Annotated in this window: 17 protein-coding genes; 15 read left to right on the top strand and 2 right to left on the bottom strand. The window is 52.7% G+C overall.

Annotated features, from left to right (window positions below):
- Nucleotides 1–166 precede the first annotated feature (166 nt).
- The 4 genes from NHN17_RS15090 (at nt 167) to NHN17_RS15075 (ending at nt 5096) form a co-directional block, all read left to right on the top strand.
- On the top strand, nt 167–2032 hold the full coding sequence (locus NHN17_RS15090; protein WP_255043400.1) for a protein-disulfide reductase DsbD: 1866 nt from the start codon (nt 167–169) through the stop codon (nt 2030–2032).
- Nucleotides 2033–2270: 238 nt separating this feature from the next.
- Complete coding sequence (locus NHN17_RS15085; protein WP_255043425.1) at nt 2271–2906, top strand: response regulator transcription factor; 636 nt, start codon at nt 2271–2273, stop codon at nt 2904–2906.
- A gap of 208 nt (nt 2907–3114) precedes the next feature.
- A complete protein-coding gene (locus NHN17_RS15080) occupies nt 3115–3381 on the top strand; it encodes a DUF4212 domain-containing protein (RefSeq protein ID WP_255043399.1) in 267 nt (88 codons plus the stop codon).
- A gap of 11 nt (nt 3382–3392) precedes the next feature.
- Entirely contained in the window at nt 3393–5096 is a 1704-nt protein-coding gene (locus NHN17_RS15075) for a sodium:solute symporter family protein (RefSeq protein ID WP_255043398.1), read from the top strand.
- 97 nt (nt 5097–5193) lie between these two features.
- Here NHN17_RS15075 and NHN17_RS15070 read toward each other — a convergent pair whose 3' ends face one another.
- Nucleotides 5194–8661 (bottom strand): hybrid sensor histidine kinase/response regulator, encoded by a 3468-nt coding sequence (locus tag NHN17_RS15070; protein WP_255043397.1) that lies wholly within the window; start codon nt 8659–8661, stop codon nt 5194–5196.
- 140 nt (nt 8662–8801) lie between these two features.
- Entirely contained in the window at nt 8802–9986 is a 1185-nt protein-coding gene (locus tag NHN17_RS15065) for a 3-phenylpropionate MFS transporter (protein ID WP_255043396.1), read from the bottom strand.
- 229 nt (nt 9987–10215) lie between these two features.
- Between NHN17_RS15065 and NHN17_RS15060 the strand changes: the two genes are divergently transcribed.
- From NHN17_RS15060 to fis, 11 genes are all read left to right on the top strand, one after another.
- Nucleotides 10216–12018 carry a putative nucleotidyltransferase substrate binding domain-containing protein gene (locus NHN17_RS15060; RefSeq protein ID WP_255043395.1) on the top strand — a complete coding sequence of 601 codons (1803 nt, stop codon included), beginning with the start codon at nt 10216–10218 and terminating at the stop codon, nt 12016–12018.
- Nucleotides 12019–12042: 24 nt separating this feature from the next.
- Nucleotides 12043–12666 carry a 3'-5' exonuclease gene (locus NHN17_RS15055; protein WP_255043424.1) on the top strand — a complete coding sequence of 208 codons (624 nt, stop codon included), beginning with the start codon at nt 12043–12045 and terminating at the stop codon, nt 12664–12666.
- A gap of 266 nt (nt 12667–12932) precedes the next feature.
- The gene (gene acs, locus NHN17_RS15050) at nt 12933–14882 is read left to right on the top strand and encodes an acetate--CoA ligase (protein ID WP_255043394.1); all 1950 of its coding nucleotides are present in this window, start codon (nt 12933–12935) and stop codon (nt 14880–14882) included.
- 349 nt (nt 14883–15231) lie between these two features.
- On the top strand, nt 15232–15687 hold the full coding sequence (gene aroQ, locus NHN17_RS15045) for a type II 3-dehydroquinate dehydratase (RefSeq protein WP_107350990.1): 456 nt from the start codon (nt 15232–15234) through the stop codon (nt 15685–15687).
- A gap of 19 nt (nt 15688–15706) precedes the next feature.
- The gene (accB, locus tag NHN17_RS15040; RefSeq protein ID WP_255043393.1) at nt 15707–16156 is read left to right on the top strand and encodes an acetyl-CoA carboxylase biotin carboxyl carrier protein; all 450 of its coding nucleotides are present in this window, start codon (nt 15707–15709) and stop codon (nt 16154–16156) included.
- 12 nt (nt 16157–16168) lie between these two features.
- The gene (gene accC / locus NHN17_RS15035; protein ID WP_255043392.1) at nt 16169–17512 is read left to right on the top strand and encodes an acetyl-CoA carboxylase biotin carboxylase subunit; all 1344 of its coding nucleotides are present in this window, start codon (nt 16169–16171) and stop codon (nt 17510–17512) included.
- Between the two features lie 190 nt (nt 17513–17702).
- Complete coding sequence (locus NHN17_RS15030; protein WP_255043422.1) at nt 17703–17984, top strand: YhdT family protein; 282 nt, start codon at nt 17703–17705, stop codon at nt 17982–17984.
- On the top strand, nt 17977–19434 hold the full coding sequence (gene panF / locus NHN17_RS15025; protein WP_255043421.1) for a sodium/pantothenate symporter: 1458 nt from the start codon (nt 17977–17979) through the stop codon (nt 19432–19434). Before NHN17_RS15030 ends, panF begins: the two co-directional genes overlap by 8 nt.
- A 106-nt stretch (nt 19435–19540) precedes the next feature.
- Nucleotides 19541–20425, top strand: coding sequence for a 50S ribosomal protein L11 methyltransferase (gene prmA / locus NHN17_RS15020; RefSeq protein ID WP_255043391.1), 885 nt, complete (start codon nt 19541–19543; stop codon nt 20423–20425).
- Nucleotides 20426–20574: 149 nt separating this feature from the next.
- Nucleotides 20575–21540, top strand: a complete 966-nt coding sequence (gene dusB / locus NHN17_RS15015; RefSeq protein WP_255043420.1) for a tRNA dihydrouridine synthase DusB — start codon at nt 20575–20577, stop codon at nt 21538–21540.
- Between the two features lie 22 nt (nt 21541–21562).
- On the top strand, nt 21563–21859 hold the full coding sequence (gene fis / locus NHN17_RS15010; RefSeq protein WP_005372656.1) for a DNA-binding transcriptional regulator Fis: 297 nt from the start codon (nt 21563–21565) through the stop codon (nt 21857–21859).
- Nucleotides 21860–22060: the final 201 nt, after the last annotated feature.

Raw genomic sequence — 22060 nt, 5'->3', positions numbered from 1 at the left:
ACCAAACACTGATTAACTCGGTCTGACAGAGTATAGTTATACCAATTGCACTAAAAATTTTATGTAATTGGTATTAGTCCATGGCGCACGATTTCGCTGCGCCAAACTAGCTGTTCTTTCCCTGCCGCCACTTTTGGCAGGGCAACTCATAGACGAGCCAGATTTAATGACACTATTACAAATACTTCAGTGTGCAACAGGCCAATTCGCATTACGGCGAACCCTGTCCCTGCTTGCCATACTCAGCCTGCTGGTGATCAGCCTGCCCGCTTCCGCCTTGAAGCTACCGGGCTTCAACAGCCCTTCCAATACGTTCGTGGCAGTTGATGAAGCCTTCAGTTTCAACTTTACCCAGCAGGGCGAACAGGTCTTTCTCGACTGGCAGATCAAGCCCGGTTATTACCTCTACCAGCACCAGCTTTCGGTGAGCTCCGAGTCAGCCACTCTGGGTAATGTCAACATACCTGCCGGCAAACCCTACCAAGATGAATTTTTCGGTGAGGTCAATATCTATACCGAGCCGCTGACCCTGACAGTGCCTATTGTTGAAGCCGCCAACAGCGATATGCTGATCGTACGCTACCAAGGCTGTGCCGAGGCGGGTTTTTGCTACCCACCGGAAATCCGCCAGATCCCTCTCAGTGCAGTCATGGTAGCTACCAATGCCGCACTACCAACGACAGGCAGTCAACCAGTACAACTAACGGATACTCAAAGCAATGTGAGTACATACTCACAAAAGACACTCGAAAGCAGCATTCCAGCCTCTGAGCAAGACAAACTGGCGAGCGATCTGGCCGAGCAATGGTGGACCCCGCTTGTTTTCCTCGCACTGGGGATCGGATTGGCCTTCACCCCCTGCGTGCTGCCGATGTACCCTATTTTAAGCGGCATTGTGCTGGGTAACGGCCAGCTCAGCCATGGTCGGGCTTTCCGCCTTGCCTTTATCTATGTGCAGGGAATGGCCCTGACCTATACCCTGCTCGGGTTGGTCGTCGCTTCCGCCGGGATGCAATTCCAGGCCGCCTTGCAGCACCCTTATATTCTCATTGGCCTGAGTATCCTGTTTGTCGCGTTGGCACTATCGATGTTCGGTGTCTACACCTTGCAATTGCCAAGTGGTTTCCAGACCTGGCTCAACGGCCTGAGTAACAAGCAACAGGGTGGCAGTAGTGGTGGTGTGTTTGCTATGGGGGCGATCTCCGGACTGGTGTGCTCGCCATGCACCACGGCTCCCTTATCCGGAGCACTGATCTATGTCGCCCAGAGCGGTGACTTGCTGACCGGTGCCGTGGCACTCTATGCCTTGGCGATCGGCATGGGGATCCCGCTGATTTTAGCGGCTATGTTCGGCAATAAGCTGCTGCCCAAAGCAGGCAGCTGGATGAACCACGTCAAAGCCTTGTTCGGCTTTGTCCTACTGGCCGTGCCGCTGTTCTTGCTTGAGCGTATCTTGCCTGCACACCTGATGCCTTACCTGTGGTCACTGCTCGGTATTGCCGCCTTTGGTTGGCTTTACCATGTCAAAAATACCCTTGCGGTGTCATGGCGCAGCAGTGCCTTGGCGGTGGTGGCAATTGTCGGACTGTTTATCTCGGTTCAACCGCTCTATCCGTTGTTGACCGGCTCCACCGCCCAACACACTACCGAACAAGCAACCCGTGTCGAGTTCAAGCGCGTCAGCAGTATCGATGACCTGACTCTGGCACTGGAAGAGGCCAAGGCACTGCAATTACCAGTAATGCTGGATTTCTACGCCGACTGGTGCGTGGCCTGCAAGGAGTTCGAGAAATACACTTTCCACGATCCAGCCGTCGCCAAGCAACTCGGCAATTTCGTTCTGCTTCAGGCTGATGTCACCCAGAGCTCACCAACTGATATCGAACTGCTGCAAGCAATGGACGTACTCGGCCTGCCGACGTTAGACTTCTGGGACAGCAGTGGTAACCGGATGGAAGGCGCACGGCTGACCGGCTTTATGAAATCGGAACCGTTTCTAGCCCATTTGGCCAATCATCAACTGATCCGTTAAGCCTCTATCGCGGCAACTCGGCGCGTCGATTTCCAACCCGGAAGGCGCGCCATTGCCCCGCTCTTTTCTGGTCACTGTCATTGCTCGCCCCCCACCGCTTTCATGCTCACGCGGTTACCCAACAGATTACACAATAGGAACACGCTGGTCTGATCCAGTTCAGATCTTGAGTGTTAACAAATTGATCTACTCCCAAGGCAGTGATAGCGTTATTAAAAACAACAATAATGTGATTGCCATGGACGCTCAGTACACAATAGTGATTGCCGATGACCACCCGCTGTTCCGTAATGCACTGTTTCAGTCCGTGCATATGGCAATCAGTGGGGCCAACCTGCTTGAAGCCGATTCGCTAGATAGCTTGCTTACCTTGCTCGACAAAGAGGACGATGTCGACTTACTGCTACTCGATCTCAAAATGCCCGGCGCCAACGGAATGTCTGGATTGATCCAGCTCCGCAGACAATACCCCGATTTACCGATAGTCGTTATTTCCGCCAGCGAAGAAACCAGCGTGATCCGCCAGGTACGCAGCCACGGGGCGTTTGGTTTTATTCCCAAGTCCAGCGATATGCGATCGCTGATCAGCTCGCTCAACCAAGTCCTTGACGGTGAGCCGGTGTACCCGGAAGGACTGGGGGAAGGCAATGATCAACTCACAGAGCTGACCGATAGGATCGCCGCCCTCACCCCCCAGCAATATAAGGTCTTGGGGATGCTGTCCGATGGCCTACTCAACAAGCAAATTGCCTACGAACTCAATGTGTCAGAGGCCACCATCAAGGCACATATGACCGCTATTTTCCGCAAGTTAGGAGTGAAGAACCGTACCCAGGCAGTCATCCTGCTCCAGCAAATGGATATCAATCCGTAATATTTTATTTTCCTGTTAGACTTTTGGCTAACGTAACATTTCCACAACATCTTCAATTTCCGCCTGACTTCACAAAATCGCTGCTGAGCCAGCGATTTTGCCGTTTTTCCCTCGACTAAAGTTGCACTGCTTCCTTAACCATTCATTGCTATTGTCATTGCGTAACATTTTATTAACGCGATTTATGACGACGTGAAAGGAGATAACAATGGCGTTTGAATCCAAGGAAATGGCGCAAGCCTACTGGAAAGAGAACCTCGCAACGATGGGCTCCTTATTAGCCATCTGGTTTGCGGTGTCTTATGGCGCAGGCATTCTATTTGTCGAAGCCCTTAATGCGATTCAATTCGGAGGCTTCAAACTCGGGTTTTGGTTCGCCCAACAAGGGTCTATATACACCTTTGTCGCCTTAATCTTTATTTACGTTGTGCGTATGAACGCGCTCGACAAAAAATATAACGTACAGGAAGACTAGAGGTTTAGAGCATGGAAATTCAAACGTGGACGTTTATTCTCGTCGGTATCACATTCGCCCTGTATATCGGTATTGCTATCTGGGCTCGTGCCGGATCAACCAGTGAATTCTATGTCGCGGGGGGCGGTGTTCACCCAGTCGCGAATGGTATGGCGACAGCCGCTGACTGGATGTCGGCAGCATCATTTATCTCTATGGCGGGTATCATCTCATTCGTGGGTTATGACGGTGCGGTTTACCTGATGGGTTGGACTGGGGGCTATGTCCTACTGGCACTGTGTTTAGCCCCTTACCTACGTAAGTTCGGTCAGTTTACCGTGCCTGATTTTATCGGTGAGCGCTACTACTCCAAAACGGCCCGCATGGTCGCGGTATTCTGTGCCATCTTCGTCTCATTTACCTATGTTGCCGGTCAGATGCGTGGGGTCGGCGTAGTCTTCTCACGCTTCCTTGAAGTCGATATCAATCTCGGTATCATCATTGGTATGGGTATTGTGTTCTTCTACGCCGTACTGGGTGGCATGAAAGGCATCACTTATACGCAGGTTGCTCAATTCTGTGTGCTCATTTTCGCTTTTCTTGTACCAGCTATCTTCACCTCAATCATGATGACAGGTAACCCACTTCCACAAATTGGTATGGGGTCGACCATCTCAGGCACTGACGTTTACCTGTTGGATAAATTGGACGGGTTAACCGAAGAGCTCGGGTTTACCGCCTATACCGAGGGTAACAAGAGCATGGTCGATGTGTTCTTCATCTGTGCCGCTCTAATGGTCGGTACAGCCGGTCTGCCACACGTCATCATTCGCTTCTTCACCGTACCCAAAGTACGTGATGCGCGTATCTCGGCAGGTTGGGCACTACTGTTCATCTCATTGCTTTACACCACAGCACCCGGTGTTGCCGCGTTTGCGCGAGTCAACATGATTGAGACTATCAACGGTCCTGACATGCAGGGTGTCGCTGCGGCAGATGCACCAAGCTGGTACAGAAACTGGGAAAGCACCGGCCTAGTCGGCTGGGAAGATAAGAACGGCGATGGCAAAATGTTCTACTCGGGCGATGAGCGCAACGAGATGAAGATTAACCGTGACATCATCGTACTGGCGTCTCCTGAGCTAGCAAAACTGCCAAACTGGGTGGTAGCACTTCTTGCCGCTGGTGGCCTAGCAGCAGCACTATCAACAGCTGCGGGTCTGCTATTGGTAATCTCTACGTCTATTTCGCATGACCTACTGAAGAAAGGCTTCAGGCCAAACATGACCGACAAGCAGGAGTTATTAGCCGCTCGTTTAGCCGCGATGGTCGCGATTGTTGGCGCCGGCTACTTGGGTATCAACCCACCAGGCTTCGTGGCGCAGGTTGTCGCATTTGCCTTCGGCTTAGCTGCAGCGTCCTTCTTCCCAGCCATTATTCTGGGTATCTTCTACAAGAAGATGAACAAGGAAGGCGCAATTGCCGGTATGTTGACAGGTATCGCCTTCACAGCAAGCTACATCATCTACTTCAAGTTCATTAACCCAGCCGCAAGCACACCAGAAAACTGGTTGTTCGGTATCAGCCCTGAGGGCATCGGTACGCTGGGTATGTGCCTTAACTTTGTTGTTTCCATTGTGGTCAACAAGTTCACGGCTGAAGTACCAAAAGATGTACAGGACATGGTTGAGTCAATCCGTTACCCGAAAGGTGCGGGTGAAGCGCACGACCACTAACAGAAGCTCGCCCTAACGCGAATACGCAACGCAAACCAAAACGGAGCCTTGATTGGCTCCGTTTCTTTTTCGGCCTTTGCCCAATACTCCCTGTGGCTTAACTGCTCCCGCTCACCTTTTGGTGCTGGTTAAGCAACGCCCTGAGCTTCAGTGGCTTGACCGGCTTGCTGATAAAGCTGAAGCCATGCCCTTCGATCATCGCCTTGGTCTGCTCGGTTCTGTCGGCACTGATCACCGCACCACGAAAGCACTTGCCGAGTTTCAGGGTGCATTGTTGCAATACCTGCAGCCCAGTTTCCCCATTGGTCAGGTGATAATCACTCAAGATAAAATCAGGCTGCCAGCCATCATCGAGCTGCTTCATCGCCGCGGTGACCGTTTCAGCCAAGCGAATTTCACACCCCCAGCGGGTCAGCAAGGTCTCCATGCCCAGTAATATATCCGGCTCATTATCGACACAGAGTACTTTCAGATCAGCCAGTGGGGCAGACGGCTTGCCGGCAAATATGGGTTTATCAACCGACGCCACCAAAATGCCTCGCCGCACCCCCAGGGAAAAGACCGTTCCCTTGCCCGGCCAAGATCGCAATGACAGGGAGTGATCCAGTACCCGGCTGATCCCGCGGGCAATCGCCAGTCCCAAACCGAGGCCATGATCGACACCGCTGCGTTCAATGCGGGTGAACTCATCGAAAATATGGGCCTGCTTTTCCTCGGGGATCCCGGGGCCGTTATCCCACACCTCAATCTGAAGTTGGCTACCACGGCGACGCACGCCCAGCACCACTTTACCTTGCGGATTATAGCGAAAGGCATTGGTCAAAAAGTTTTGTAACGCCCGGCGCAACAGTTTGGGATCAGACGTTATCACTGCATGGCAAGGAACCACTTTAAAGATAATACCCTGCTGTTGGGCCAAGGCACCAAATTCGGCAGCGAGGGTATCTAGCACCTCACTGATCCGGAACGCATGAACATTAACCTGTAATTTGCCCGACTCAAGTCGCGACACATCCAGCAAGTCACCAATCAAATCCTCCGCGGCACCCAACGCACTTTCAATATGGCGAGCCAGCTTGGCCGCTTCCGCCTCCTTGGCCACTTCCGCCAACGAGGACGAGAACAACCGTGCGGCATTGAGTGGCTGCATCAAGTCGTGACTGACCGCCGCCAAGAACCGGCCTTTGGAATGAGCCTGCAATTCAGCTTGCTGGGTGGCACTGACCAGCTGACGGTTGAGACGTTCCAGTTCGCTGGTCCGTTGCCGTACCCGCTCTTCCAGGGTTTCATTAGCCTCTTTCAAGGCCTGCTCAGCATTCCGGAACTCGGTGATGTCGGTAAAACTCATCACAAACCCACCGCCGGGCATCGGGTTGCCCTGCACTTCAATCACCAGACCGTCAGGGCGGATCCGCGAAGAGGTGTGCGCGGTACCACGCTGGAGATGCTCGACCCGCTTGGCAACATGACCTTCAGGATCGCCCGGGCCGCATAATCCCTGCTCGGCATTATGGCGGATCACATCGGCAATCGGCCTGCCCACCTGGATCAACCCAGGCGGGAAGGTAAAGAGTTCGGTGTAGCGCTGATTCCAAGCCACCAACCTCAGCTGTTTGTCGACCACCGCAATTCCCTGACTGATGTGTTCAATCGCGCCTTGCAGCAGACCACGGCTGAAATCAAACAGCTCCGACGCCTCATCAACAATCGTAGCGACTTCTTCCAGTTGCATCTTGCGTCCCTGCAAGGCCGAAGTCAGCACCAAGCGGGCTGAAGACGCGCCGAAGACCCCAGCCAGCACCCGCTCGGTATGGCGGATCAATGTCGAGGGAGCCTGCTGCTGCGGCAACAGGGCTTCATGCCGCTGCTCACCAAACTGACGGAAGGCATAACGGATCCGCTTGCGGCCAACAAACCGTGACGCCAACATCTCTAGCTCTGCCACTGTTACCCGGGTCTGATACACACTGCTGTCACCGCTTTCCGGTAGCGGGGCACCAACAAAGGACGCAGCCTGCAGACGCTCTGTCAGGGTAGAGCGCGTAAGTAAGGACACACTGACATAGAAGCCGATATTGACCAACAAGCTCAGCAACATCCCCCAATCGACACTGGACAGTTTGCCGAGCAATGGCCAATTAGGCGGGGAAAGCAACCACAGCAGCACGTTGGTTTGCGCCGTACCAGCCAGCATATTGGTCTGCCCCATCATGGTAACGCCCCACACCGCGATCCCACCTAGCAAACCGGCATAGACCCCGTTACGGTTACCTTCCCGCCAGTAGATCCCGCCAAGTAAGGCGGGTGCAAACTGGGCAATGGCCGCGAACGACAGCAAACCGATCGCCGAGAGTGATGGAATGTCACCGAGAACTTGGTAGAACCCCCACGACGCCAGCAACAGAAGCAGGATCAAGCCACGGCGGATATTGAGCAGCAGCCCTGAAAAGGCATTGTAGTTGCGGCCAGAAATGCGTAAACGCCGCAGTAACATCGGCAGCACCAGATCATTGGAGACCATAATGGCCAACGCAATAGTTGACACAATCACCATCCCACTGGCAGCAGAGGTGCCACCGAGGAAAGCCAACAAAGCTATACCTTCCGCCCCATGCGTCAAAGGCAAATTGATCACGTAGGTATCAGCCGCAATATGGGGGAGCCACGCTTGGCCAGCCAGCGCCAGCGGAATGACAAAAATCCCCATCAACAGCAGGTAAATCGGGAATACCCAACGGGCCCGGTGTAGATCTTGCGCCCGTTCATTCTCAACCACTGTGGTATGGAACTGGCGCGGCAGACAAATGATCGCCGCCATAGTAAACAAAGTATGGATCAGCAGGCTGCCAATATGAGGGGTGGCCGGTTGGAGCAGTTCGCGACTGACTGCTTGCAAGTCAGGCGTATCGAACAACAATACCACCGCAAATATGCCAACCACCAAAAAGGCCACCAGCTTGATGATCGACTCAAATGCCACCGCCATCATCATTCCACGGTGATGCTCAGTACTGTCAATATGGCGGGTACCGAACAACACGGTAAATATCGCCAGCGCCATCGTCACTACCCAGGCGGTATCGGTGGAACTCTTCCCGCCGAGACTCGCCATATCTTGGCCCAACCCCGGTGCGACCAACTCCAGCCCCATGGTGATCCCACGTAGTTGAAGGGCGATATACGGCAAGATCCCGACCACGGCAATCAAGGTAACCAATACCGCTAGTCCCTGTGATTTGCCATAACGGGCAGCAATAAAGTCAGCAATAGAAGTGATGTGTTCGCGTTTAGCGATCAAAATCAGTCTGGCCAGCACCCGCCAACAAAACGTAAACACCAAGATAGGGGCGATATAGATAGGTAGAAAGGACCAGATATTTTGACTGGCTTGACCCACCGTTCCGTAGAAGGTCCAAGAGGTGCAGTACACGGCAATCGACAGGCAATATATCCATGGTCGCCAGCGTGCCATCCACTGTTTTTTTCGGTCTCCGTACCAAGCTATCCAGAACAACAGCCCTAGGTAGGCCAATGTGACCGGCACGACAATCCATCCCTGTGCCATGTGTTATCTCCAACTGACTGATTATATCCAAATGATTTGAATATATTGTGAGCACCAGTGTAACCAAACCACTGGCACTCACCAATCAGCAGGATCACAGTTCTTGGCTGTAGCGTGCTACAACCAAGACTGTAGCCATATTATTTGCTCGCGGTGACCTCATCCTGTTGAGCAAACCGGCGGCGGGCATTTGGCTCAACCTTCATCAGCAGCGCCGGGATCCCCATCGCCGCCATCAACCAGAATATATTGGCACCCCACAGGCCATATAGCCAACCGCTCAAGGCGGTCATCAACGCCATGAAGGCCCCCATCGGCAACGCATTGTAAAGTGCCTGCAAGGCTACCATCTGGTTATTCTGGGCCTTTTGGATATAACGGATAGTCGCCAGATGGCAAGCCGCAAACGTCACACCATGCAAGGCTTGGGAGGCGACCAGCAAAGGTAGCTCGGTCATGCTGGCCGTGATCCCCCAGCGGATCATGACTCCGACCGCAGCCAAACGGAACATCCCCATGATCGACCAGCCAGCAAACAGCCGCTTACTCAAGGCAAACACTGCGACTTCCGCCACCACCGAGAAACTCCACAAGTAACCAATCACATCCTCGCTGTAACCGACCTCTTTCCAGTAAATCGCACTGAAGCTGTAATAGGCCGCATGGCTGCCTTGCAGCAAGGCGATAATGGTTAAGAAGCGAAGTACTTCAGGTGCACGCAATAGTTCCAGCAAGGCCGGCCGCGGTTGATCATGGCTGCCCGGATCGGATACCGGCAAAATGGTTGGCTGGCGCATCGCCAACAACAGCGCCCCCACCAAACCTGCCGCCGCCACCCAGGGGATCACCTCTGGGCTATATTTGGTCGCCAACAGACCCACCACGGTAGAGCCGGCAATAAAAGCAATCGAGCCCCACAGGCGAGTTCGACCATAGTCGAGGAGCCCTTCCTTGGCATAGTGGTTAGCCACCGCATCGGATAGCGGCACAATCGGCCCAACCATCATGTTGTAAGTAACCGTCATGATAGTAAGTGCCCACAAACTTCCACCACAATAGATATAGGCGATACAACTGATCAACGCCGCCAAAGCGAAACCGCGCAGGGCTGGAATAAGGTGTTCGACTTTGTGGATACGGGGAGTGATCACCAAATTGGCCAGACAGCGGACACCAAAGCCCAACCCCAGCAACAACCCGATATTGGAAGCACTGACCCCCAGATGCGCTAACCACAACGCCCAGAACGGAAGATAAACACCATAATTGAAGAAAAACCCCAGCAGATACTGCGAGGTCCAACCGTAAGGGCTGCTACGAAACATGCCTTGTCCTATCGTACTGAAAAAACCAGGCGCTATTATGCCCCCAATAGAACATAGCCCCAATGAAATTATCCGCCCTTTTTCCTTCCCCATTTCTCTTTGCGTGTGACATGTCCCCCCTCCCCCTAAAGCTGGGCCACAGATTGGCGATAGTAGACTAAAGTCGTCTGGAGCTTTTGCGCCATCAGGCAGACACTGAATACAGTGCCTATCGATCCGGAGAGCCGCCATGTCTGACAGCTTTGATACCTCCCTCCCTCCCTTTGATCGCCTGAGCGGCGAGCAACAGCGGCGTCTGGTCGGCTCCCTGGATGTCGCCTATTACCGCCACGGTGATATCCTGATCGAAGCAGGAAAACCCAGCGAGCAACTGTACATCATCATTAAAGGCAGTGTAGAAGAGAGTGCCGCCGACGGCAGTGAGATCTATGCTCATTACACCAGTGACGATCTGTTCGATGTTCGATCGCAGCTCGAATCCTCCAGCCGCCACCGTTACACCGCGCTTGAGGACACCTTATGTTATCTGGTACCCAAGCAGCTATTTCTTGATCTCTACCGTGGCAACAGCCAGTTTGCAGCCTATTTTGACTCCAGCTTGGCCCGCCGCCAGCAATTGCTGGAAGAGGCCCAGCGCCAACAGAATTTAGCCGAGTTCATTCTCACCCGGGTCGATGACAGCAATATCCAACCCTGCCTGATCCTGCCCCGCAATTGTGATTTGCATGCCGCTACTGTGAAATTGCAGCAGCAAGGCATGGATGCCGCCTTGGTCGAGGCCGGAGACAACCAGCCCTATGGCATTATTACCCGTACCAACCTGCTCCATGCGGTGATGCTCGATAACCGGCCAGCTTCAACGCCAGTCGGCGAGGTCGCCACTAGCCCAGTGATCAGTGTCAGCAAGGGGGACTATCTGTTCAATGCCATGCTGTCGATGACCCGCCACAAGGTCAAACGAGTATCGGTCACCGACGGTACGCAATTGGTCGGGATGCTGGATCTGACCCAGGTACTGAGCCTATTTTCCACTCATTCCCATGTGCTGACCTTACGCATTGCCCGCGCCACCACGGTTGAAGAATTATCACTGGCCGCCAGCAGCCAATCTCGGCTTGTGGCGACGCTGTTCAACAACGGTATCCATACCCGCTTTGTGATGGAACTGATCGCGGCAGTCAATGAACAAATTATCGAGAAAGCCTTTCGCTTGATTGTCCCCCAAGCAATGCAGAACCACTGCTGCTTCGTGGTGATGGGATCGGAGGGCCGTGGCGAACAAATTCTCAAGACCGATCAGGACAACGCCCTGATCATCGAAGACGGTGTCAACTGGCCGGGACTGAGCGACACCATGGAAGCCCTAACTCACACCCTGCATCAACTGGGCTATCCACTGTGCCCGGGGAAAGTGATGGTTAATAATTCCAAATGGGTCAAGCACCAAAGTGAGTGGTTACACACCCTCAAAGAGTTCGCCCGCAAAGGAACAGAGAATGAAATGATGGATATGGCGATCCTCGCAGACAGCCATGCGGTAGCTGGAAACCACGAACTGCTCGCCCCTATCAAACAACAGCTCCACAAACAAATGGCTGAGCAGGAATTATTACTAACCACCTTTACCCGGCCAGCTCTGCGCTTTAGCGTTCCCCTTTCGTTGTTCGGCAAATTGAAAGCCGGCAAGGACGGACTCGATATTAAGCGCGGAGGCATATTCCCCATCATCCACGGTGTACGGGCACTGGCACTGGAGCACGGTATCGAGGACAACAACACCTTCATCCGATTGGAACAATTGGCCCAGCGCCAAGTACTAGAAAAGGACACCGCATCCAACCTCAGCGAAGCGCTGAAGCTGTTCATTAAATTGCGGCTGCGCCAGCAATTAGATCTCCCTGCCGGCGGTTTGCAGCAGCACCTCAATGTCGAACGGCTCAACCGCACTGACCGCGATCTGCTGCGCCACAGTTTGCACGTGGTGAAAAAATTCAAGGAATGGCTCGGGTATCACTACCAGATCCGCGATTAATACCAGCCAAGGAGCAACCCGATGATCAATACCCTAAAACGCTGGTGGTACCGCCATAAATTTAAGGACAGCGAGTTTCACGACTTGTTTTCCCGCTACCGGGGAACGGAACTGGTATCGCTCGACTGTGAGACCACCAGCCTTGATCCGCACAGTGCAGAGCTGGTCACCATTGCCGCCACCTGTATCCAAGACAACCGGATCCTGACCAGCCAATCAATCCACCTGACATTGCGCGCACCGGCCAGTCTCGATGCCGGATCGGTCGCTATCCACCGAATCCGCCACCAAGATCTCAACCAAGGGCTGGAAGAAGTAGAGGCGCTGGAAAAATTGCTGGCCTTTATCGGCAATCGGCCTCTAGTCGGCTACCATATTCGCTATGACAAAACGATCCTCGATCGCTATTTCCACCGTCACTTCGGATTTCCTCTGCCAAACCAAACCGTCGAGGTCAGCCATCTCTACCACGAACAGCTTGAACGCCAACTGCCCAATGCCTATTTCGACCTCAGCCTCGAGGCGATCAGCCGCCACCTCGACCTTCCGGTGCCGCCACGCCACGATGCCCTGCAAGATGCCATTGCCGCAGCGATGATCTACGTTCGGCTAAAGCATGGCGACCTGCCTCACCCGATTGCTCGCTAGGCACCAATGAAAACTGAAGAAAGCAGACCATTCAATACCTTACAGAGTTTTTTGTTACGCTTTATTATTAACGATAAAGCGCAAAATTTTGACTGCAACAGCACTGCAAGACAAACCATTGCCCCGCATTTTCCCCGCTATCATCCTAAAGTCTAATTGAGACCTGCCGCGATCTGTCGGAAGTTAGTACGACGCAAGCAGAACACACCTGCATACAGAATAGTCCGGTCCAGTAAGGACAAAAACGGAACATCAAGGAGAATAGGATGAGCGAAGTTCACGTGTATCCAGTAAATCAGGACATTGCCGCTAACGCACACATTACTGATGAGCAATACCGCGAGATGTATCAGCAATCAGTCATTAACCCAGAGGGGTTCTGGCGTGAGCACGGCCAGATTGTCGATTGGATCACCCCTTTTTCCAAAGTAAAGAGCACATCTTTCGATACTGGCCATGTCAGCATTAACTGGTTTGAAGACGGTGAACTTAATGTCTCAGCAAACTGCCTTGACCGTCACCTTGCAACACGAGGCAATCAGCCTGCGATTATTTGGGAAGGCGACGACCCAACGGACGATGCCACACTGACTTATAACGAGCTTTATGAAGAAGTTTGTAAATTTGCCAATGCACTAAAAAGCCAAGGAGTACGTAAAGGTGATGTTGTGTGCCTGTACATGCCAATGGTTGCTGAAGCTGCAGTCGCCATGTTGGCCTGTACTCGAATCGGGGCCGTTCACACCATCGTCTTTGGTGGCTTCTCTCCGGAGGCACTGGCAGGCCGTATTATTGACTCTAACGCCAAAGTGGTTGTAACCGCTGACGAAGGTGTCCGTGCTGGTCGCGCGGTTCCTTTGAAAAAGAACGTGGATGATGCCCTTGCAAATCCTAACGTCACCTGCGTCGAAAAAGTGCTGGTACTAAAGCGTACTGGTGGCAATGTTGAATGGGATAGCGAACGTGACGTCTGGTGGCACGATGCAACAGCTGTTGCTTCAAGCCATTGCGAACCAGAGGCAATGAATGCAGAAGATCCTCTTTTTATTCTTTATACCTCAGGGTCAACAGGTAAACCTAAAGGTGTGCTGCATACCACTGGGGGATATTTGGTCTACGCGACCATGACATTCAAACATGTTTTTGATTACCAAGAAGGTGAGGTGTACTGGTGTACCGCCGATGTTGGCTGGATCACTGGCCACAGCTACTTGGTTTATGGACCACTCGCAAACGGCGCCACTACCCTGCTATTTGAAGGTGTACCCAACTACCCATCAACCAGCCGCATGAGCGAGGTGGTTGATAAGCACCAAGTTAATATCCTTTATACCGCTCCAACCGCCATCCGCGCTTTAATGGCGAAAGGCGATGAGGCAGTAGCAGGAACAAGCCGTAGCTCATTGCGCATCATGGGTTCAGTCGGTGAACCAATTAACCCAGAAGCGTGGGAATGGTATCACCGCACCATTGGCGACAGCCGCTGTCCAATCGTGGATACTTGGTGGCAAACAGAAACTGGTGGCATTTTAATCACCCCACTACCTGGTGCGACAGCCTTGAAACCCGGCTCTGCTACTCGTCCATTCTTTGGTGTACAACCAGCCATCGTTGATAACATGGGCAATATTCTCGACGGCGCAACAGAAGGCAACCTCGTGATGGTCGACTCTTGGCCGGGGCAGATGCGAACCCTATGGGGCGATCACGAGCGCTTCGAGCAAACCTATTTCTCCACCTTCAAAGGCATGTACTTTACCGGTGACGGTGCCCGCCGCGATGAAGATGGCTACTACTGGATCACCGGTCGTGTTGATGACGTGCTGAATATTTCCGGCCACCGTATGGGGACAGCCGAAATTGAATCAGCCCTCGTCGCATTCGATAAAATTGCTGAAGCCGCTATCGTTGGTGTTCCTCACGATATTAAAGGCCAGGCTATCTATGCGTATATCACGCTCAATGATGGCGAGATCCCAAGTGCCGAACTGCACAAAGAAGTAAAAAATTGGGTACGTAAAGAAATCGGCCCGATTGCCACACCAGACTTCTTGCACTGGACAGAGGCTCTACCGAAAACCCGCTCAGGCAAAATCATGCGCCGCATCTTACGTAAGATTGCCACTGGCGATACTGCGACACTGGGTGATACATCAACCCTTGCCGATCCAAGTGTGGTTGAGAAGCTGATCGCAGAAAAACAAAAAATACTATAAACCCTCACGGGTCGATAAAAAGCCGCCCAAGTCCTGCTTGGGCGGCTTTTTTGATCCAGTGCTAAAAGTTACAATTCCGGCGCCACAGACTATTGTCTATAGCGTGCAGGTCACGCATAGTGCTAGTGACTCAATTTCCCATTCTCAGCTCCCGATCGCCAAACAGTGCACATATGCACTAAGAAAATGTGGTGATTAGACCAGTATTTTGCTGCGATTTGCTGCGAATTCTCTATAATTGCACATCAAGCATGTTTTGGCAGACAACAACGGAACACAGGGAAGCAACTTTTTAGCTTTTTTCACGTTGCTAGAGTAAAACCTCAAATACAAGTGATATAACGTCAAGATGTCGACCGTTCAACGAATTTTACTGATCAATGGCCCGAACCTGAACCTACTGGGTTTACGCGAGCCGGGACATTATGGCCAGCAGTCTCTGGCCCAGATAGTGACGCACTTAACTGCCAAAGCGACCGAGTTAGGCGTGACGCTAGACCATATCCAATCGAACGCGGAATACGAGATCATCGATGCGATCCACCAAGCCCATGGCACGGTCGATTTCATCCTGATCAATCCAGCTGCTTTTACCCACACCAGTGTCGCTATCCGTGATGCACTCTTGGGGGTCAGCATCCCGTTCATTGAAATACACCTGTCTAATGTTCATGCCCGGGAACCATTCCGCCATCACTCCTACCTGTCAGACAAAGCTGTCGGGGTGATCTGCGGGCTAGGCCCAGATGGTTATGAATTCGCCCTGCAAGCTGCGGTACGCCGCCTGCAAGCAGACGCCAACTGAACAAATAAGAGAAAGATAAATGGATATTCGTAAAATCAAAAAACTGATTGAGCTAGTTGAAGAGTCAGGTATTGCTGAGCTGGAAATTTCTGAAGGTGAAGAGTCTGTACGCATCAGTCGTGCAACCGTGCCAGCACAAGTTCTTGCAGCACCTATCGCAGCTCCAGTTGCAGCTCCTGTCGCTCCGGCTGCAGCACCAGTAGCCGAGGCCCCAACAGCACCTGCAACGCCTGCTGGCCACCAGGTTCTATCGCCGATGGTAGGTAGCTTCTACCGTGCGCCGAGTCCTGATGCGAAACCATTTGTTGAAATCGGTCAGACTGTCAATGCCGGTGATACTCTATGTATCGTCGAAGCAATGAAGATGATGAACCAGATCGAATCTGATAAAGCCGGTACTGTAGTAGCAATCCTGGCAGAAGACGGTGATGCCGTTGAATTTGACCAGCCGCTAGTTATCATCGAGTAACCGGGGCCTCTTATGCTAGATAAAATTGTTATTGCCAACCGAGGCGAGATTGCACTGCGTATCCTGCGTGCATGTAAAGAGCTCGGTATCAAGACGGTTGCGGTGCACTCCACTGCAGACCGCGATCTCAAGCACGTATTACTAGCTGACGAATCGATCTGTATTGGTCCTGCCAAGAGTACAGAGAGCTACCTGAACATCCCTCGCATCATCAGTGCCGCGGAAATTACCGGCTCGGTGGCTATCCACCCAGGCTATGGCTTCCTGTCTGAAAATGCGGACTTTGCCGAGCAAGTAGAGCGTTCAGGCTTCATTTTCGTTGGCCCAAAAGCAGACACCATCCGTCTGATGGGCGACAAAGTGTCAGCAATCACCTCGATGAAAAAAGCCGGCGTTCCTTGTGTTCCTGGTTCTGACGGTCCACTCGATGACGACGCAGCCAAGAATAAAGCCTTTGCCAAGCGCATCGGCTACCCGGTGATCATCAAGGCATCGGGCGGCGGTGGTGGCCGAGGTATGCGCGTCGTTCGCAGTGAACCTGATCTGATCGAAGCGATCGCGATGACCCGTGCCGAAGCGAAAGCAGCCTTCAGTAACGATATGGTTTACATGGAAAAATTCCTGGAAAATCCACGCCATATCGAAGTGCAGGTTTTGGCCGATGGTCAGGGTGGTGCTATCCATCTGGGCGAGCGTGACTGTTCAATGCAGCGTCGCCACCAGAAAGTAGTAGAAGAAGCCCCGGCCCCGGGTATCACCGAGGAAATGCGTAAGTACATCGGTGAACGCTGTACCCGTGCTTGTATCGAAATCGGCTACCGCGGTGCCGGTACGTTCGAATTCCTGTATGAGAATGGCGAGTTCTATTTCATCGAAATGAACACCCGTATCCAGGTTGAGCACCCAGTGACCGAGATGGTAACCGGTATCGACCTGATCAAAGAGCAGCTACGCATTGCCGCAGGCCAGCCGCTGTCCTTCACTCAGGACGATATCAAGATCAAAGGCCATGCGGTTGAGTGCCGTATCAACGCCGAGGATCCAGAGCGCTTCCTTCCTTGCCCTGGCAAAATCGCCCGCTTTCATGCTCCAGGTGGTATGGGGGTTCGTTGGGAATCGCACATCTACAGCGGCTACACCGTGCCGCCTTACTACGATTCAATGATCGGTAAGCTGATCACCTTTGGTGAGAACCGCGACGTGGCCATTGCCCGCATGAAGAATGCCCTGGGCGAGATGATCATCGATGGTATCAAGACCAATGTTCCACTGCAGCAGGAAATCATGGCTGACGAGAACTTCCAGCACGGTGGTGCCAATATCCACTACCTCGAGAAGAAACTCGGTCTCCAGTAAGGTTGACACCTTCAAGTAAAAAAAGCTGCTTCGGCAGCTTTTTTTTATCTCTATATTATGCAATTTCACTCCCTTCCTAGCGCTACCTGCTAAGTTTTGCCACAATACCCCCCCTAAATTTGTATGAAGAATGAGCGTGGCGCCCGCCGTCATCCGCTCCTTTACCCGCACCTCAACCGGAAACAACACCATGAAAACGCTGTCTGCGCGCTATCGCCAGGCCCACAAAGAAGCCAAATGGGCTGTCGGCCTGGCCTTGGCCTACTTCGCCTGGTGGTATTTCTCGGCCTATGCCTTCGCCCCGGCCGGCATAGACGAAGCCCTGCCGACCCTGTACTGGGGGTTTCCCCTATGGTTTTTACTGGCCTGCATTATTGGCCCCATTCTGTTCACTGTGCTCTGTGGCCTGATGGTGAAATATATCTACCGCGACATGTCGCTCGAGATCGAACCGGAGGCCAATGATGAATAGCCAACTGTTGATCCCGCTCGTGCTGTATCTGATGGCCGTATTCGGTCTGGCGATTTATACCCGGCGCCACCGTGGTAATGGCAACGGCTTCCTCAATGAGTATCTGGTCGGCAACCGCAGCATGGGCGGTTTCGTGCTGGCCATGACCCTTGCCGCCACCTATGCCAGCGCCAGCTCGTTCATCGGCGGACCGGGCGCCGCCTATAAAATGGGCCTCGGCTGGGTATTGCTGGCCATGATCCAGCTACCGGCAGCATGGCTGACCCTTGGGGTCCTAGGCAAAAAATTTGCCATCGAAGCTCGTCGCCACAACGCGCTGACGCTAAACGATATTCTCTACGCCCGTTATAAAAACCGCGGCGTGGTGATCTTTGCCTCATTGGCACTGCTACTGGCCTTCTTCGGTACTATGGTGGTGCAATTTGTCGGCGGCGCACGCCTGCTGCAAACCGTAACAGGGCTGTCTTACCAACACGGACTGATCCTGTTTGCCACGACGGTCGGCCTCTACACCACGATTGGTGGCTTCCGCGCTGTAGTCATGACCGATACCGTCCAGGGGATCATGATGATCATCGGTACGATTGCCCTGCTGATCGGTATCGTCCATGCTGGCGGTAGCATCGGCGAGATGATGGGGGAACTGCACCGCATCGACCCTGCACTGGTCACCCCATTCGGCCCGGACAACTTCCTCAACCAACCTTTCATGCTCAGTTTCTGGGTGCTGGTGTGTTTCGGGGTCATTGGCCTCCCCCATGCCGCAGTACGTTGCATGTCCTATAAGTCAACCGGTTCATTGCACCGAGGCATGGTGATCAGCACCGCCATGGTGGCCTTCCTGATGCTCGGTATGCACTTGGCCGGCGCGCTGGGCCGTGCCATCGTGCCGGATATTGCCAGCCCGGATCAGATCATGCCGACCTTGATGATGACTGTACTGCCTCCCGTGATCGCTGGCGTGTTCCTTGCCGGGCCGATGGCGGCCATTATGTCGACCATCGACTCCCAGCTGATCCAGGCCTCTGCAACACTGCTCAAGGACTTGTACCTCAACTACATCAACCCCAAAGCCGCTCAAGGGCCGGAGGCTGAAAGCCGCCTGCCGAAACTGTCGCTTTGGGTGACGGGTATTTTCTCGCTGTTAGTCTTCGTCGCAGCAACTAACCCACCGGATATGATCATCTGGCTCAACCTGCTGGCCTTTGGCGGCATGCAGGCGGTGTTCCTGTGGCCATTGGTGCTTGGCCTGTACTGGAAAAAGGCATCAGCCACCGGCGCCTTTGCCTCTATGGTCAGCGGACTGGCCTGTTATATCGCCTTATCGCTACTCAAGCCCGATTTAGGCGGTATCCATGCCATCGTACCAACCTTGCTGATTGGCCTTGTCACCTTCGTCTTGGGGAGCCTTGCACGGCCGGTTCCACAGCAGACCCTCCAACAGGTTTAAAAGCGCCTTCAGATAGCACCTTCGGGTGCTATCTTTTTTTAAACTGTCTAAAAATCATGCTAGACTCCGCATCCTTGAATTTAGCAAACCAAAAAGCGAATTAACCATGCCTTGGATTCAAATCAAACTGAACGCGACGGCTGAGAATGCTGAAGCTATCGGCGATATGCTGATGGAAGAGACGGGCGCAGTCTCGGTTACCTTCCTTGATGCCCAGGACACTCCGGTATTCGAACCCCTGCCAGGTGAAACCCGCCTGTGGGGTGATACGGATGTGATCGGCCTGTACGATGCAGAGACGGACATGAATTTTGTCCTGGAAATGCTAAAAAACAGCCCGCTGATTGCCGATGATTTTGCCCACAAAATCGAGCAGTTAGAAGACAAGGACTGGGAACGTGAATGGATGGATAACTTCCACCCGATGCGCTTTGGCCGCCGCCTGTGGATTTGCCCAAGCTGGCGAGAAGTACCTGAGCCAGACGCGGTAAACGTGATGCTGGATCCAGGTCTGGCATTCGGTACCGGTACCCACCCAACCACCTCGCTTTGTCTTGAGTGGCTAGACGGTCAGGATCTGGCTGGCAAAACCATCATCGACTTCGGTTGTGGTTCGGGCATCTTGGCAATTGCCGCCCTGAAACTGGGTGCCAAGAAGGTGATCGGTATTGATATCGACCCACAGGCGATCCAAGCTTCCCGTGACAATGCAGAGCGTAATGGCGTGTCCGAAAACCTTGAACTATATCTGCCGCAAGACCAACCGGAAGGTCTCTTGGCTGATGTCGTGGTTGCCAACATTTTGGCTGGCCCACTGCGCGAGCTATCGCCGGTGATCAAAAGCCTGGTCAAAGACGGTGGCCTGCTGGCAATTTCAGGTGTACTGGAAAGCCAAGCGGAAGACGTCGCGACCTACTACGGCGACGAGCTTACACTTGACCCAATTGCGGCCCGAGAAGAGTGGTGTCGCATCTCTGGACACAAAGCGTAATCGACTTTTTCCTCTTCTAAACTGCGCCAATTGATTGAAAATCGTACAGTTTTGAAAATCAAAACCTAAATGCTCAATTATTGGCCTTTTCAGATGGGTAAAAAATGCGTAAAATGCGCGCCCTTACTGGCATAGTCAGGAATAGACGTTTGAAGATCGGTCCTTATCAACTTAACAACCAGCTGATAGTCGCCCCAATGGCAGGTGTGACCGATCGGCCATTTCGCGAATTATGCCTGCGCTACGGGGCAGGTATGGCTGTGAGCGAAATGATGTCGTCTAACCCAGACCTGTGGAAAACAGCCAAATCCCAGAACCGCATGGTACATGAAGGCGAGTCAGGGATCCGCTCGGTGCAAATCGCCGGGGCAGATCCTAAACTGATGGCCGAGGCAGCTCAGTTCAGCGTTGAAAACGGTGCGCAAATCATCGATATCAACATGGGCTGTCCAGCCAAGAAGGTCAACAAGCGCCTGGCAGGCTCTGCCCTGCTGCAGTATCCCGAGCTGATCGAAGATATCCTTCGAACAGTGGTTAATGCAGTTGATGTCCCGGTTACGCTGAAAACCCGTACCGGTTGGGATCTTGATAACCGAAACTGTGTCGATATTGCCAAACGTGCCGAACAATGTGGCATTCAGGCCCTGGCCCTACATGGTCGGACCAAAACCTGTATGTACAAAGGCGAGGCAGAATACGATTACATCAAGACAGTGAAAGAAGCGATCTCGATTCCGGTGATTGCGAACGGTGATATCGACTCACCGGAAAAGGCACGCTTTGTACTGGATTACACCGGTGCCGATGGCTTGATGATTGGTCGCCCTGCACAGGGTCGACCGTGGATTTTCCAGGAAATCCACCATTACTTAACAACTGGCGAACACCTGCCGGCTCCATCATTTGATGAAGTTGGTAGCATCATGCTAGGCCACGTTCAGGAACTTCACCGTTTTTACGGCGAGTACCTGGGCTTGCGTATCGCACGCAAGCATGTGGGCTGGTATTTGAAAGAGCATGCCCCAGCAGGTGATTTCCGCCGGACCTTCAACGTACTCGAGGATGCCCAACAGCAACTCGATGCGCTGCAAGGCTACTTCGACAACGTTGCATAAATACGAGAAGAGCTTACAGAATATGTTCGAACAAAATCTGACTTCCGAAGCATTGACAGTAACTACTGTTACTTCACAGGACCAAATCACACAGAAGCCACTTCGTGACTCTGTTAAGGCGTCGCTGAAAAACTACCTGGCTCAACTAAACGGTCAGGAAGTCGATGATCTGTACGAGCTAGTGCTTGCTGAAGTTGAGCAGCCACTACTAGACACTATCATGCAGTACACCCGTGGTAACCAAACCCGCGCGGCAACCATGATGGGTATCAACCGCGGTACTCTTCGTAAGAAGCTGAAAAAATACGGCATGAACTAAAGCCATTCTCAGTTAATACTGATTATTGAAAGCCCAAACCAAGCAACTGGTTTGGGCTTTTTCTTTATCAATCACATGGAAAAAGGCATCCACTCGCGCTTAACATTATTTGTCTTCTCAATAATAATACCAAACTGGAAAATTAACTGGTCAGGTTGATCCACTCTCTTGAACACATTTTTGATACCCTTTGGGGACTCG

The sequence above is a fragment of the Photobacterium pectinilyticum genome (assembly GCF_024357955.1).
In the GTDB taxonomy this organism is placed as follows: Bacteria; Pseudomonadota; Gammaproteobacteria; order Enterobacterales; family Vibrionaceae; genus Photobacterium; species Photobacterium pectinilyticum.
The sequence above is the reverse complement of the archived record's forward strand: the minus strand, read 5'-3'. Positions and strand labels throughout refer to the sequence as shown.